Genomic DNA, 16,183 nt, shown 5'->3' with positions numbered 1-16,183 from the left:
TCTCCCTTTCAGATGTGGGCCTCAGCTTCACATGCGGGGCCTCGGCGAGTTGCAGGTTGACAAAGAATCCTGCGGGCCCTGAACCGACGCCCTCACGCGTTCGTATGCTTTCTTTTCGGAGAGTTCAGGGCGATATGGCTGCATCTGTAATGCGAGGAGCGGATCGCTGTAACCAAACTGTAACGTCGCCCTCAGCGCAGCATCGAGGATCACTGAAGCCGTACCGCTCCACTCGATCAGAGCTGCAGCAGCGGTCCGCCAAGGACGCCGCAAGATTCGTACAGCCGTCGTACCGCCCTCTCCGAGCTTGGCCGGAGCCTCCGTTGCCGTAACCGGCATACGATTCCAACTTGGCTGACATTCCCGACGGCGGCTTGAAGCCTTAGGCATACTCAAGAGCAAGCGATACTATTGGGCATAACCGATGAAGTCGCTGATCATCAGTTGCTTGTCTTGTATTAATCCCGGAATGGCACCCACTGCATTTCCTTCTCTCGGGATGTCGGCTTCTTCTCAGCCTTTCGCTGTCGGGGCGGTCGACAACGCTTCTCGGATCTGGTCCGCGACCGATGTCGTCAGGCTTGCTCGCGCAAGCCCAAGTGGAATGGTTCGCTCAGTCAAGGAGCGATACAATTCACCGGCGTTAGGGCTGAAGAGGTCCATCGCGGCTACGTGCCGTCGCACCGTGCCGACATCGCCTCTCGCGACGCAGCCGCCCATTCCCTTGGCCAGGCTGCTGCTGGTGACTGCCGAGGTGGTTCCGGCGAGAAGCGGCAGGAGGGCGTTCAAGGCGTCACGTTCGCTGGCGCCGAAGGACTTCCAGATCGACACGGCCTCCGAAAGCAGCGCGATGAAGAAAGGACCAACGTAATAGACCGAGGCATGGTAGATCGCGCGTTGTCCTCGGGGTACCTCCACGGTGGTGCAGCCGATGTCGCCGGCCAGCCGCTTGAGCGTCTCGAGGAATGCGGGTTCGGCGGCCTCCACGCCGACCGTCACGCCCGGCAAGCCCCGCAGAGCGACGGCCGGATCGGTAAACATCTGCAGGGGGTGGAAGCCACCTATCGTCGCGCCGTCCGATTTCGCCTTCGCCAACGCTTCGATGTCGGTCGCGCCGCTGCAGTGGACGACCTTATGATGCGACTGCCAGGCGATGCCGTCGGCGACGCGCGCTATGGCATCGTCCGATACGGTCAGCCAGACGAAGTCGCACGCGTCCGCCACGTCCTGCGCGCTCGCGAGCGCATGCAGCCCCTCGACTTCCTGCCGCATTTGGAGCGCGCCCTCGCCGCCCCGGCTCCAGGCCGCGGCCACCTGATACCCCGCCCGACTGAAGGCTTGTGCGAGCGTACGTCCGACGCTGCCGCACCCGATGAATCCGAATTTTGCGCTGGGCATCCCGATCAGCTCCGGAACGAGGCATCGAGCCGGTCGAGTTTGCGCAGCAGGGCCGCCCATTCGAGCGAACCGTATCCGCCCGAATTCCGCCTCGCGCCTTCGTTGAGCGTGGGGTTCGTGTCCGCTTCATTGAGCAGCGTGATCTCGCTGCCGGAGAAGCACGTCACCGTGTTCTCGATCGCGGCGGGAGACGGCTGATGGACCGGCCGGTTGCAGGCCAGAAGATCGACCTGGATCCGGCAAGCGTTCTCGAGCCAGTAGATGGCGTTGAAGGCCTGCGGGATCGTCCGGCCACAGGCGAGCAGCCCATGGTTGCGCAGCAGGAGCACGTCGTGTTCGCCCAGATCGCGGACGACGCGATCGCACTCCTCGCCGCTGATCGCCGGTCCTTCGAATTCGTGGTAGCCGACCCGACCGTGGAAGCGCATCGCGGTCTGGGACAACGGGAGCAAGCCTTCGCTCAGACCGCTGACGGCGGTGCCGGCGCGGGTGTGCGTGTGGATGATGCAGTGAAGGTCCGGTCGCGCCCTGTGGATGGGAGCGTGCAGATAGAAGCCGGCGACGTTGACGTTGTAGCCGTGATCGGGTTGCAGGAGCGTGTTGCCGTCGATGTCGATCTTGACGAGGTTCGACGCCGTGATCTCTTCGTACAGCATCCCGTACGGGTTGATGAGATAGCTTCCTTCCTCGCCCGGAACGCGTGCACTGATGTGGTTGTAGATCAGGTCCGTCATTCCAAAGACGGCCATCAATCGGTAGCAGGCGGCGAGATCGATCCGGGTCTGCCACTCATCGAGCGAGACCGCCGACTTGATGTCGGCGAGGGAAAGCACCTTCATGTTGCCCATCTGTGTTGTCCTTTCCAAGTGAACCGACGCGTTACCGCGTCCATTGATCGGGCGAAGCAGTCGGCCCATGGCCGCGGGAGCCCCCGTCGGCCCCTCGCTCTTCCGCCGCTCAGGACTTCTTCAGAGAGACGGCTTCCACCGCACCGGTCGCGGGACGCTCTCGCTCGAGCAGGTGGTTGTCCGGCTTCGCGACCGCGGCGAGGCATAGATCCGCGATGGAATCCGCGAACTCTTCGGTCTGCACCGGGACGCCGCTGGCTCCGGGCGCGAGAACGCTGATCAGACCTTCCATGAAGGCTCCGACGAGGCAGGTTGCGGCGACCCTGACGTCGACCTTGCGGAATTCGTCGGCGGCGAGGCCTTCCTTGATAATGGTCTCGAAGACGCGCGCGACGGCAAGTCGATACTTCAGTCGCGTGCTTTCCACTTCCGGATCGATCGGCTCGAAGATAAGGCCGTAGGCGAGGCGCTTGCCGCGCACGGCTCGCAGCACGAAAGTGCGGACCGCGTCCCTCACCTTCTGCGACGGCTCTCCTTCCGCGACGGCGATCCCCGATAGAACGTCGACCTCGCGCTGCGAAACCGTGCTGACGATGGTGGCGCAGAGATCCGCACGTGACGGGAAGTATCGATAGATCGTTCCGACCGCGACGTCGGCTGCGGCCGCGACCGCGTTCATCTGAAGCTCCTGGAATCCGCCATCCATCACGACGCCGCGCGCGGCCCGCAGGATATGCGTCTTCTTGTCGAGGGAACGGACCTGTCTAGTCGCCATCTCGTCACCAAAAATGAAATCGAATTCATTTTCATCTTGATTCGGAAATCAATCGGTGTCAAGAGGTGATGTAATTTAGCGAAAATCAGCGTTTCTGAGCTGACATGAAACTGAACAATCGATTCAGTTTGGTGGACTTTCCGATCCTGCCTGAGGGTCGGTTCGGTTTCGAGAATGCTCGCCAACGCAGCGAGCCACGAACCTAGGAACGAATTGGAGGCGTCCCATGACCCAAGCACTCGAAGCTCCCGCCAGCCGTTACGGCACCCACAAGGTCCTAAACCAGGCCAAGCCCGCCGCCGGCTTCAACGCCTTTACCGGCGACGCCGTGCTGCGCGCCGCGATCGAGCGCGAGGCTCCTTGGGCCACGGACCGCTGCGAGGCCCTCGGCGCGATCGCGGGCGACGAGGATGTGCAGGAGCTCTCCCGCCTCGCCAACCGCCACTTGCCCGAACTGAAGACCCACGATCGGTTCGGCAACCGCATCGACTGGGTCGACTTCCATCCGAGCTGGCACGAACTGATGTCGCTGGCGTGGAAGCATGAAGTACCGAACCTCGCCTGGCGCACCAACCAAAAGAACGGCCACTACGCCCGCGCCGTGCTGTCCTACGTCTGGAATCAGGTCGAACAAGGCACCGCCTGTCCGACCGGCATGGCCTACGCTTCGTACGCGGGCTTCGAGGCCGAGCCCGCGCTGGCGATCTGGGCGGAGAAGGTCAAGGGGACCGAATACGAATTCAGCCGCCGCGAGGTGAGCGAGAAGCCTTCGGTCGTGATCGGCTACGCCATGACCGAAAAGCAAGGCGGCTCTGATCTCCGCGAGACACAGACGACCGCTCGCTTCTCCCACTCCGAGGATTATCACGGCAAGACGGCGCACTGGTACGAACTGACCGGCCACAAGTGGTTCTGCTCGGTGCCGCAAAGCGACGGCTTCTTCACGCTCGCCAAGGTCAATGGCGGCGTGACCTGCTTCTTCCTGCCGCGTACGCTGCCCGACGGCAGCTACAACAACTTCTTTGTCCAGCGTCTGAAGGACAAGGCCGGCAACAAGAGCAACGCTTCCAGCGAAGTCGAGTACGCCGGCACCATGGCGATCCGCGTCGGCGAGGAAGGCCACGGTATCCGCGAGATACTGTCGCACGCGCACCTGACCCGCTTGGACTTCGCGATTGGCTCCGCCGGTCTGATGCGTCAGTCGCTGACGCTGGCCCTGCAGCACACCACCACCCGTAGGGCGTTCGGCACCTCCATCGCGGACCGACCGATGATGACCAACGTGCTGGCCGACATGGCCGTCGAAGTCGAAGCTGCCACGCTTCTGGCGCTGCGCGTCGCAAAGGCGACAGACCAGATGAAGGCCTCCGAACACGAACGGCTGCTCGCCCGCGTAGCCACGCCAGCGGCCAAACTCTTCAATTGCTCGCGCGCCCCGTCCATCGCCTACGAAGCGCTCCAGTGTCATGGTGGGAACGGCTTCATCGAAGAAAATCCGATGGCGCGTCTCTACCGCGAAGCGCCGCTGAACAGCGTCTGGGAGGGCACGGCGAACATGATGTGCATGGATGTCCGTCGGGCGATGGCCAAGGACCCGCGCACGATCCAGGCACTCTTCGACGAGACCCATCCCCTGCTCGGTCAGGACGCTCGCTTCGACGCGCTGGTCCTTCATACCGAAACGCTGGTTCGCGAAGCCGTTGAGGACGAGTTCGTCGCCCGTCCGATGACCGAAGCGGTCGCACGCGTCCTGCAGGGTGCAGAGCTCCTGCGTCACAGCACGCAGGACGTCGTCGACCTCTTCCTCGCCACCCGCGCACCGAACGCATCGGGATCATGGGGTTCGCACTACGGGACGCTGGCGTTCAGTGTCGACCAGGCGAAGGCGCAGAAAGTCATGCGCCGCGCCGTGGTCGTCGAATGAATTGAGGAACGTGTGTACGCAACGAGTTTGATCGTCATAGTCGCTTCGCGTCGGCTGCATGGTCTCAGTGGACAAGTCCATCGTCGCTACTCGCCGGCACGACCCGTTTGCGTTCGTCCGCCGTCAGTCGTTGCAGCGCGCCTGAGCTAAGATTACCCGCGCCAACGATCTGCACCGCACTATCGGGATTCTGTGAGCGCTGCTCGCGCTTGCGAGGACGTTCTTCCTCGCCATCGCCGCCGCCGAATCCGAGGAACTCGACGATAATGACGGAGGATGGTTCGTTGGCCCGCTGTTGCGGGGGCGCCGCCTGCTGGGCCGCGGCCCCGGCCGTGTTTCCGGCCTCCGCCAGTCCACCGATATTCGGCGCCTCGATCACCGGCACGCCCTTGGACAGGCCGCCGACTTCAATATTGGCGGCGTTCAGGACATGCAGCGCCGCGAGATTGAGATTGCCCGCAACCCGGATGCCCGCATCCCCTGCATTCACCGTGCCTTCGGGCGCAACGAGGTCGACATCGCCCTGAACCACGCCAGCAAAACCGATGATGGTGCCGATGCCACTACCGGAAATATCCGCCCGCTCTTGGACACGGGTAACCGCATCAACGCTAGTGGCAACCTCCGGCGCCGAAGGAACGCGGGCCGTCTTTGCGCCGCGACCGGCATCGATATCGCCAAGTGTAGCCCATAGCGTCTCGTCTCCACCGCCAAACGTCAGGACACGCGACCGATTCACCGTGACGCTCTTCTTCACGAAGACGCTGATATCGCCCGGCCCGAGCGCAACGAGGCCTTGCCCGTCCCCGATGGCTGCGCCCAGTGCTGCAACCTGCAATCCACCGCCGGGAGCCAGCACCTCGATGCCGCCGCCGGCCATGGTGCGCAATGTCAGCGACTGGCCGAGCACATCGCCCTTCCAGCCCTCGCCCGGGAACAAGGCCGCGATCGCTGCGTAGCCGCGGTTGTATCCGCCATTGAGCGGCCGGCCCTTGCTGTCGGGCGTCAATTGATCGCGGCCGGCCTCACGCAGCTCCTGCATATAGACGCGATTGACGAAGGCATGGCGAACCAGTTCCGGCAGGCTTTGGAAGCGCGCCCACGCCTCGAGCGGCGACAGGGTCTCGCCCGTCCTCTCTTCGATGAAAGAGACGAGGCCAAATCTGAGCAGCTTGTGCTGGCCGTCGCGCTCCTCGCTCCGATCGGTGAGATAGAGCGGCACCAACGTGCCGTCCGGCAATGTTGTCGTCAAATAGGCCGGCATGGCCGCGACACGCGAGGGATCGAGATAGGCGGCGATGAAAGCATCGTACGATGGCCGCTTGTCCTGCAGGCCTGCCATCACAGAGATCGAGGCGCCCTGCTCCGGTAGCCCTCTGATGTCGGTGCCGACGATCGGCCGGTTATTGCCGTCGAAACTGCGATTGCCGGTCGTGGTAATGGACAGAGCCTGTCCGTAGACGTCGCGACCCGTGCTCAGCGTGACTGATCCCGGTCCTTGAACCCGCACGGTGCCGCCGATGATGTCGTTGCCGGCCTCCAGAAGCGAGACGTCAGTTCCACGCACATTTCGCAGTTGATAGTTGATGTCGCGAATATCCGTGCCGGCACGGAACCATGTCTGCTCCGCGGTCATGACCTGCGTCGAGAGTGGATCGCCGTCGTTCCGCAGGAGCACGTTGGAGAGGGTCCCACGACGGGCGTAGATGCGGCTCGGCTCATAGTCCTCGGCGTTGGAGAGCACCGCGGGGTTGCGAATGGTTGCAGGAAGAGACCGTGATCTCCGTGAGTGACCCGTTCGGCAGAAATGGCATTCTGCAGCATGAAGTGGAAGCTGCTTCCGCTTTGCCGCGGATCCTGGAATATGTCGTCGAAAGGCGAGCCCGCGAAAGTGATTACGAGACCGTTGATGCCGTCCACAGGCAGGAACGGAGACGGCATCATCTCCGGAATGGCGCGCGTTTGGGTAATCGAGCCCAGGACGATGTCCCGGTCGGCGAGCAACTGCAGCTCCGGACGCGTGCCCGGCGCGGTGTAGAGCCTCCCGAAGTTGACGATGTCGCCATTCAGCGCGAGCACGTTGGTGATCGCAGGATAGAGATTCGTGGCGAAGAGACCGATCGTACCGTAGTCGGAATCTCCATCGAAAACGTAGCTGAGGTTCAAGTCCTTCGACAGGTATTGACCTTGATTGACGAGTCGAACGTCGCCGCCGATCGATACCAGATTGAGAGCGGTGCGGTTTGTATAGCCGCTCATGATCGCGCTCCGACGAGCGATACCGCCCAATAACAGAGGGTCACCGCTCAGCATCAGCGGATCGAGCACGGTTTGGACGATCAAATCGCCGGCCGTGCGCACACTCAATTCGGCGTCGCCGAGAGCGAAGACAGGGGCGATGTTGTAGATTCCGGCGACGCGTCCGCTGATGGTTACGGATCGCCCGGTCGCAGTCTCTCCCGCGGTGACCGTGCCTGTGCCACGGCCGACATAGTAGTAGCCAGCGCGGAGCGCGCCTTCGACGTCGACAGTCAGTGCACCGCCATTGCGCATTTCCAACGATTTGGCCTCGCCGCTCGTGCGACCGCCGCGTACCCGACCGTTGGTCGGGAGAGCCACGAGAATATTGTCGAGATCGCCTCCGGCGAAGACCGAGACATTGCCGCCGCCGAGCGCGCCAACGCCTTGCGCAAAGTTTGCGTAGTCAATCCACCAGGAGCTCTGCTCGCCCGGACGGAAGACATAGTCTTGATCCGTGCCGCCGACGTGCTTGAGCCATTCAACGAAGAGCTGGTTGTCCTTCGGGTTGGCCGGAAGCGCCGACGAAATGCTGCCTCCCGCGGCGATCGTAAGGTGTCCACCCTCGATTCCGTAGGTCGCCGCTGAGGGCGCAGTGAAGTTGTCCCAGGTCGTCGTATCTTTGCGCCCCGCAGTGTAGACGACCGATTGATAGTGAGCGAGGTCGAGGTTGCGCCCGGCGCGGAGATCGATATCGCCGGTGCCGGTGCGCACCAGTATGCCACTGCTGCTGTTACCTACCGTGATCGTGCCAGAATTGCTGCCGAGACCGGCGAGCGGCATCGTGGTGATCGCCGACGCCGAGCCGAGATCGGCCCCCGCGACGAGGCGAAGATTCCAGGATGCGGCATCCTGCAACACCCCGGACCGGTCGGCCCGATCGAAGCCGTCACTGAGGTTGCCGTTGATGATCAGATTGCCGGCAGCGCGGAGCGTCAACGTGCCCTCACGCTGTGAAGCTCCAAAGTCGGCGAACAGGTTCCAGTCCTGGTCGATCAACAGGTCGCCGGTGCTGCGAATCTCGATCCCGGACATGAGCTCGATGCCGCGTGAGCTGAGCCCCAAGGCAGCCGCGATAGCACCAGCATGGGTACCGAACGTGTGGGCATCGTCAACCGCCTGGACCTGAACCGCGCTGGTGGCCGCACCGGTATAGACGCTCACGCCCTCGAGCACCGCCGAGCGAGCGCCGATGATATGGGCCGCTAAAGCATCGACGGCGATGCCATCGTGGCCTGCGTTCTGCAGCGCGCGGAAGCGCACCCGGCCGGCCTCGCCGCCCGCGACATCGATCGCGCCGCCGCGGACATCGAGCCTTCCGCCCGCCGCCTCGAGCGTTACTCGGCCAGAGCCAAGTGTGGCGTCGGTCGCACCGGCAAGAAGATGGGCAGAGCTCTCCATCACCAAGCCATTGCCGCCCGAGATCAAGATATTGCCGCCATACGTCGCGCGTGCATCAACGGTGCCGGCGATCGTCACCCGTCCCCGGTCGGCCGCAAGTTGAAAGTCCTCGACTTGCGTCATGCCGGAAACGACGACATCGCCGGATCGGATGCGAAATTGGCGCGAGCGGGTGAAGCCCGCCGCGTTAAGGCGGTCGGCGAAAGCTGCAAAACCCGGCAACTCGGCGATGTCGAGCACGAATGTGCCGCCCTTCCCGTTCGCTCCGGCCTGCGCGGCGACCGCGCCATCGAGCACAACCGTGCCGCCACCAGATGCCGTCGCCGCAAGACTGCCGGCATTGCCACCGCCAGCGTGCGCAGCCAGATTCAAGATCGCGCCAGAGCCAACGACAACATTGCCGCCGTCGACGGCGGTCAGGCTGATGCGTCCGGCATCGCCATAGGCGCTGACGTCGAAGAATTGCTTGGCGAAGCCGCCGACATCGATCACCGCGCCGTTGGACAACGTCACGCCACCTGCGCCGGCCGTCAGTTCGACCGCGCCGCCGAGCGCGGCAATGCGGGTCGCGACCTCAATCGTCTGGCCGCGGAGCGTAAGCCGGGTGCCGAGGCTCTCCTCGAGACTCGTCGATGCCGTGCCGGCTCCCGCGAGCCGTAGCATGCCGCCCGTGATCAACGACTGCGCAGCGCCGCTGCGCCCGGTCAGCAAGGGGGTGTCGATCGTCAGCGCTGCCATGCCGGTGTCGATCCCGCCATTGCCCTGCCCTGTGATCTGGCGACGTCCCGCCATCACGACATGATCGAAACCGGAGATCGTTTTCGTTCCGGCCCCGAGAATGAGCTGGTCCGCGGCCAGCGTCAGCGTGCCCGATCCAGTGCCCGCAGTCGCCGTTCCTCCACCGCTGTTGATGAGCGCGATCGAGCCGCCGGACACCTCGATGTCCTTGGCGCCATATCCTACGAGGCCGGCGCCATCGAAGGTCACCGAGGCAAGTCCGGCGCCGCTCAGGTTGAACGAGGAATAGAAATCGAGTGTCGTATAGCTGCGGAGCGTCAGGCTCTCGGCGCGATTCAGTTGCTTTAAGGATTCGAGAGACAGGACGAGGCCGTTGGTGCCACCGCCGAAGCCGATCCGGCCCGACGCGACGGACAGCGAGGCCGCTGACAGCAGCGCGCTTCCGGCAAGCTCTGTCGTCTGCGTCGCATCGATCAGGAGCGCACCGTCAGCCGTAAGGCGAACGCCTTCGCCGACCCGCACCGTGCCACCGATCGTCGTATCCACATTCTCGCGGATCACCTGGACGGCATCACCGTTCGACACGCGGATCAGCGCGCCATAGTCCTTGGAGGGCGCCACCATGACGTCGTCGGCCGGGTTGCCGTCGTCCCAACCGTCGGGATCCTCGTAACGCGCCGCCACCTGCGGCTTCATGATGAGATTGCCAGCGCCGCGCGTCGCCGTCCCCTCCGCCCTGATCACGCTGCCGGCGCCGATGTCGACGAGCCCGCTCGCCGCAAGGATAATCTCCGGCCCGATGAGCGCCGAACCGGAGTCGTTCCGGACCAGGATATCGCTCGCGGTCACGTCGAGACGCAAGCCGAGGGGATCTCCTGTGCGCATGCCGCCGACCAACAGACTCCCAGCGCCGAACCTGGACAGGCTCGCGGAATCGATGACCAGGTAACCATTGGCGCGCAGATCCGAGCGGTCTACGCCTGCGCCAACGATCGCAATCTTGGTTCCGGCGATGTCGATAAGAGAACCGCGGCCCCCTTCCGGCGTCTGCGCTTGCAGGCTGCCGTCGAGGATCAGTTGCTGCGTCGCCTTGAACACGACGGCGCCGCCATCCAGCGGCAGCCGCGGCGTCATCACATTGAGCCCGGTCAAGCGATATTGTGTGAGCTTGAATGCATCGGAGACAAAGAAGGTGTTGGCGAAGGCCTCGTTGTACTCGGTGTACTGGCGCAACTGCGTGCCCGTCATCACCCGCCAGACTGACGAGAGCTGATCCTCGCTGCCTAGCAACGCATCGCCGCGCCGACCGCTCATCATGACCGATCCGTCGGCAAGGCTCACAGGCCTCGCCAGCGGCGTGGTCGTCGCCGTGGAGACAAGCGAGAGGAGATAAGCGCCGGGCAACGCCGCGTAGCTCGCCGGCAGCAGCGTGTACCAGCCGGCAGCAAGACCGTTGCCACCGGCGAGCCAGACCCGCTCGCCAACCGCACCGCGCGGCGACGCGCCATTGAAGCCGGGGACCACCGCGTAGCTGTTGGCCGACGCCAGGATGTCGTGCGAACCGCCGGGCCCAGGCACGAATTCGCGCGCATAGAGGTCGCCGCCGCCGCGGATATCGATGACCGACCCCGCCCGGCTCTCGACAACCGGGGCTTCAAGCGAAATCCGCTTCTCGGGAGGCGAGGTCAGAACACCGTCGGCGCCCACCGCACCTGGCTTGGTCGGATCGAGCCAGTTCTCTCCGTTGGACAGACTTCCATATGGCACGGTGAGCCCAGCACCCGACACCGATGTCACACTGCCGGCACCGAGGATCAGACGCTCGCTTGCTTTTAGCGTTATCTGCCCGAACGGCGCTCGAAGCACACCGTTCTGTTCGATGACAGGCGCCGCCAGAGTCAAACTGCCGCCGGCCGACAACGGCGGAGCGACCACGTCCTTCCGCTCGACCGTTATCCGATCGGATGCTTTGATTGTCGCCTTGGTGCCCGTCGCCGGATAGACCTGCCCGGCTCTCAAAACCAACGCTCCATCGACATCGAGAACAGAGAGCGGCGGGATGCTGGCGTCGAACGGTGCATTGAGCCGCAACTCGGATGTATCAAAGACCGTTTCCGCGAAGCCGCGGATATTCATCTCACTGTTCACGTCGATCACGGATGCGACCAATGTGAGCCCGCCTTCGCGCCTGGTGCTGGACTGTCCGGTTCCAGTCAATGACATGTATGGCGCGATCAGGCTGGAGCGGCCGCCGTTGAGATTGACGAGCGGTGCCGAAATCTGAAGAGAACGATCCGCTTTGACGACCGCATTGTCGAGCTTGATGCTTGCTGCCGTCGTCAGCGACACGTCGGCGAAAGAGCCAGACGCCAGCACACCCGGTCGAACGTAAGCATTGCGAACCTGCACAGTGGACGGGAAAATCGCAAGCAAGTCCGTCCCGACCGTATCCCGGAGTTCTTGAATGGTCGCGTCGGTCCAGCCGTAATTTCTCGGATCAACACCGCTACTGCTTGCCGCCGGCGCGGAGGTGATGATGATGTTTCCACCGGTCCCGGCCTCGATCATTTCCTTTGAAATGAGCCATGAGCCCGATGCCGGAATCCCCAGATCGCGGGCAATTCGCGCAAGGTCGAACCCGATCACGTCGAGCGGGTTGTTGTCGCACGCACCGTTGGCCACATATCCCCAGCAGTCGGGATCGAGTTGTCCGAGCCCCGCATCGTTCTTGATCGCCTCGATCGGATTGAAGCCGCCCGAGACCTCCGCGTTTATCGAGATCTTGCCGTTAACCGCACCAGGGCCGCCCGCCTTGGCGACCAGACGACCTGCAATCACACCCCATTGCAGCGTGAGGGAGATCGAACCGCCGTTGCTATCGATGCGGGAGTCGAGGTTGCTGTGCTGGAGGCCGCCATTCGGCACCGTGAGAATACCGCTCGCACCCGAGACATCGATGAGTGAACCGGCATCGAGGTTCACCACGGCGCCGCTGATGCCCACTGAACCGCCAGCACGAACATCGACGACCGGAGGGAGATTGCCGTTCTTGACCAGCGTCGATACGCCACGCGCCAGCAATTCGGCGCCATCAGCGAGCATAACGTCGCCATTGTTCGCCGAAAGCTGGATCGTTCCTGCAGGAGCATCCAGCGTGCCTTTGACCACAACCTTGCCGCCGGTTTCGGAGGTCGCAAGAGAAATGGTGCCACCGATGTCAGTCCTGACGACGGCGCCAGCTCCGACTGTGACATTGGTTCCGCCTGCCAGATTGAGAGCGTTGGGCTTGCGTTCGACCCGCTCGTAGACAGGCAGGACGGCAAGCGCTCCGAGAGCCGCAATGGACGTCCCCGTTTCGGCAGCGAATGCCTTTTTGGTATCGATCACCAGGTTGGAGACGCGATGCTCGATGTTCGCCCCATCGGCAACCGTAATCGAGCCTTGCGTCGTGATCGCCAGCGAACGGAAGCCGCGATCACCTAAAAGAGAATCGTTCAGATGGAAGGCGGCGGCATTTGTGCCGGCGCCGCCCAATTCTACATCGGAGTTCGTAATGAGCTCCAGTTCGCCGCCCGAGCCCGCCGCATAGCCGCGAAGATCGATATTCGACAGCATATCGGCATCGGCAATTCCTAGCCTGATACGTCCCGCGTCACCGGCCGTGATGCTGGGCTTGCTGCCACCGCTGAGCCTTGCCCCACCCGAAACGTCGATAACAGCGCCTTGCTTGAAGTCTCCGGCGACCTGAACCGTACCGCCATTGATCTTCCGGAAGAGCGGCGCTGCCGGGTTCAAGAGTTCATTGATCCACTGTCCGCTGACGTCGATGCGCGAATTTGCCCCGAAAGTGCTGTGCTGGCCGACAAACCAAATATCGCCGCCGGCGATACGGATCGTCCCGTCGACAGTGAACGTGGTCGGCAGGTTGTTCGGCACGTTGGAGATAACGTTCAGTTTGGCGCCGGGCAACAGTTCGAGCGCTTCGCCTTCACCGAGCGTGAAACCCTTGGCGACATAGAACTCGAAGGAACCCATGCCGGACTGGGCGAGCACGGCGGGGTCAAGGTAAGTGACTTTGTCGCGATGCGGATTGGCCGAATTCGGATCGTACCAGATGGTGTCGAGCGCGCTCGAGACGTTGAAATCATCAGCCAGGCGAACCGGATCGCTCGCAATGATGAGCTCGCCGGGTAGCCACAACCGGGCCGGATCGCTGTTGGCGCCAATCTTTAACGTACCAGCCTTCGCTGGATTACCGAGCGCCGCCTGGCGCTCGCCGACAACCACGCCGCCCCAATAGCTACCTTCGAGAACGAGTGCTTCGGCTGCAAAGAGTTGAATCTCACCGGCGTCACGCCCCTCGGTGTATCCCTTCTCGAATGTGCGCGCTGATTTGCCGAGCGGGTTGGTCCACGTTTCGCTGATGCCCCACCGGTCATGGCGACGGGTAAAGCCCCCCGCTACCGCTGTGTAGAGCTGGTCGGGAAAGGCGTCGCCAATATTGTAGACTCGTCCATCGGCGCCGAGCAGCTTGGTGGTGGTGTTCCAACCATCCGTATAGCGCACCGACCCACCCGAGACGTCGAGCAATGAGCCCTCGCGGGTAATGATCGAACCGCTGGATTTTATGACGATCGAGCCGGCCTTGGTGGAGAGTTCGGCAAGGTCCGTCTTACCCACACCGACCCAGGACGAGACATCAGCCAAAGGTGTGCCGACCCAACGCCCGGGCTGGCCGTCGATCCAATTGACCTCGGCCATGGGCCCGCTGGTGAAGGTACCCGACCGCCGTCGATCGACGATCACTTTGAGGCCGCGCAACCAGGAATCACGATAGAGCGGCGTATCGCGCAGCTCGTTTATGTAGAGCTGGGCCTCGACGAAGTTACGGTCCATCGACACCGCAATGTCCTGCAGGCCCGCAACGCTCAAATAGGCATCTTCGCCGATGTAAACGCGGCTGCCGTCGCGAACGGTCGGCTCACCGGAGATCGGCTCTTCCCCCGAAAGCGGCGAGGTGCTTGCCACGATGCTGATCTTGCCCGCCGGAACGATCACGCTTGCGCCTGCCTTCACATCTATCAGATTTCCGCGCAACTCGACGCGGCCGGGCTGATAACGTGTCTTGAGTGATGTCTGCTCGATCTCTTCGACGTCGCTCAGGTCGGGTGTCGCCATGGTGACGCTGTTCTTGCCCAGGGTCAGACTTCCGGTCGACCAGTATTGCAGGGGCGAACCGCTGAACGAGCTACCGTTCGCCATCATGCCTTGATCCCAGGCGAGCAGCCGGATCGAGCCATCACGATTGTTCAGCTTTGTAGTCGCGAAAAGCGCGCCGTCCTGTACGATCTCGCGAGCCATGATGGTAATATTCCCACGGTCGCTTTGGACCACACCGTCATTGGCGACGCGGTAGCCGACCGAAGCCGCCCTCGCCGCCATTTCGGGGAAGACGATGTCGCGCAAATCCCGCGCGAAGACGTTGGCCGGAGCTAGCGGATCGGTCGCGGCCTGCATCGCATAATAGTCGAACAGCCAGCGCATCGGGGACGATACGGCGACGTCCAGACCGCGTACGCCCGTTTGACTGCTCAAGAGATAGATCTGCTCACCGGCAGCCATGATCACTTGACCATCCGGGGCCGAGATTTGGCCGGAATTGATCACTTTCGGCGCGAACAGCATGACCTTGCCGGCGCTCGCGGTCTCAATCCGAGCGCCGGCCTCAACACTCACGTTGCCCGGCGCCGCGCCGATCACCGCGCCCGGAACCTGACTGGGGTCGTTGACGGAGACCAATTGGTTCGGCTGTTGTTGCCCCAGATAACCGAACTGGGGCTTGTAGACGTAGGTGTTGCCGCCGCTCGCGTCGGTACCGTAAAGCTGCTTGTTGATACCGGCCAGGAACTGCTCATTGGACAAGGCCAGCGAAGAAGCAACGAGCGCCCCCACATTCACCTGGCTCGCGCCGCCGAAGACGACGCCGTTCCGATTGATAATGTAGACTTGGCCTTCGGCCTTGATGGAGCCGAGGATTCTGCTCGGTGCCTCCGAAGGATCGAGAACGCGGTTGAGCGCGATCCAATCCGACGCATTTGAACCGCCTGCACGCTGGTCGAAATAGAGCTGGGTGCGGCCGCCGACGTTGAAGGTCTTCCACTCGAGGATGGCTTTTTGCTGCGATTGCTTGATCGTGACGTTGGCGTTGCCGGCACTGACGGTCTCGGTCGGGAGCTCCGCTCCCTGCCACAGGTTCGCCCTTGTGGCCACGCCCGGAGCCACCTGAAGACCGCCCGGCCGCAAGCCGTTGGGCACGATATTCGGCGTGGCGTCGAGCTGAACGCGCGCCGCATCGCGAGCAGCCTGCTGGCTTGCCTGCATGGCCTGCACCGCGAGTGTCGCGCGCTGCAAGGCACTCTGCGCGTCACGCGCCGCCTTCGAAGCCTCGAGCTGGGCCGCCTGAGCGGCCGCGACCGCAGCGGCCGTGGGAGACGATGGTTGTCCGCCAAGAGGCCGCGCCATTGCGCTCGGCACCGTCGCAATGAGAGCCAAAGCGCTGACCGTCGCAAACAACTTGGCACGACGTGTTGTGAACTGCGACTTGCGACTGCTCGACGCCATGATCATTCCTCGACGGTTCTTAATCGGTCGGGAACATGCCGTTCAGACGACGCCGCCCGGACATCCAACTGTCGGATGCACGCTGCAAACACGTCTTGAGCCTATCCCCTCAATGTCACCCGGTAAGACCGGCCGAGCAGCGCGTTACTGAACCGCGCCGGAGAAAAAAATTCGAATGAG

At 63.0% G+C, this 16,183-nt stretch carries 6 protein-coding genes; 1 reads left to right on the top strand and 5 read right to left on the bottom strand.

The window, feature by feature from the left end:
- Window positions 1–513 precede the first annotated feature (513 nt).
- The 3 genes from ACZXDY_RS19035 to ACZXDY_RS19025 form a co-directional block, all read right to left on the bottom strand.
- Entirely contained in the window at window positions 514–1,398 is an 885-nt protein-coding gene (locus tag ACZXDY_RS19035; protein ID WP_464346536.1) for a Rossmann-like and DUF2520 domain-containing protein, read from the bottom strand.
- Between the two features lie 5 nt (window positions 1,399–1,403).
- Window positions 1,404–2,246, bottom strand: coding sequence for a class II aldolase/adducin family protein (locus ACZXDY_RS19030; RefSeq protein WP_464346535.1), 843 nt, complete (start codon window positions 2,244–2,246; stop codon window positions 1,404–1,406).
- A gap of 109 nt (window positions 2,247–2,355) precedes the next feature.
- Window positions 2,356–3,021, bottom strand: coding sequence for a TetR/AcrR family transcriptional regulator (locus ACZXDY_RS19025; protein WP_464346534.1), 666 nt, complete (start codon window positions 3,019–3,021; stop codon window positions 2,356–2,358).
- A 226-nt stretch (window positions 3,022–3,247) separates the two neighbouring features.
- Between ACZXDY_RS19025 and ACZXDY_RS19020 the strand changes: the two genes are divergently transcribed.
- On the top strand, window positions 3,248–4,945 hold the full coding sequence (locus ACZXDY_RS19020) for an acyl-CoA dehydrogenase family protein (RefSeq protein ID WP_464346533.1): 1,698 nt from the start codon (window positions 3,248–3,250) through the stop codon (window positions 4,943–4,945).
- Window positions 4,946–5,009: 64 nt separating this feature from the next.
- On the opposite strand, the gene ACZXDY_RS19015 is transcribed toward ACZXDY_RS19020, so the two are convergent.
- Together ACZXDY_RS19015 and ACZXDY_RS19010 are read right to left on the bottom strand one after the other, a co-directional pair.
- Window positions 5,010–6,581 (bottom strand): filamentous hemagglutinin family protein, encoded by a 1,572-nt coding sequence (locus ACZXDY_RS19015; RefSeq protein ID WP_464346532.1) that lies wholly within the window; start codon window positions 6,579–6,581, stop codon window positions 5,010–5,012.
- Entirely contained in the window at window positions 6,578–16,003 is a 9,426-nt protein-coding gene (locus ACZXDY_RS19010; protein ID WP_464346531.1) for a two-partner secretion domain-containing protein, read from the bottom strand. Before ACZXDY_RS19010 ends, ACZXDY_RS19015 begins: the two co-directional genes overlap by 4 nt.
- Window positions 16,004–16,183: the final 180 nt, after the last annotated feature.

The sequence above is a fragment of the Bradyrhizobium sp. LeoB3 genome (assembly GCF_055456055.1).
The sequence above is the reverse complement of the archived record's forward strand: the minus strand, read 5'-3'. Positions and strand labels throughout refer to the sequence as shown.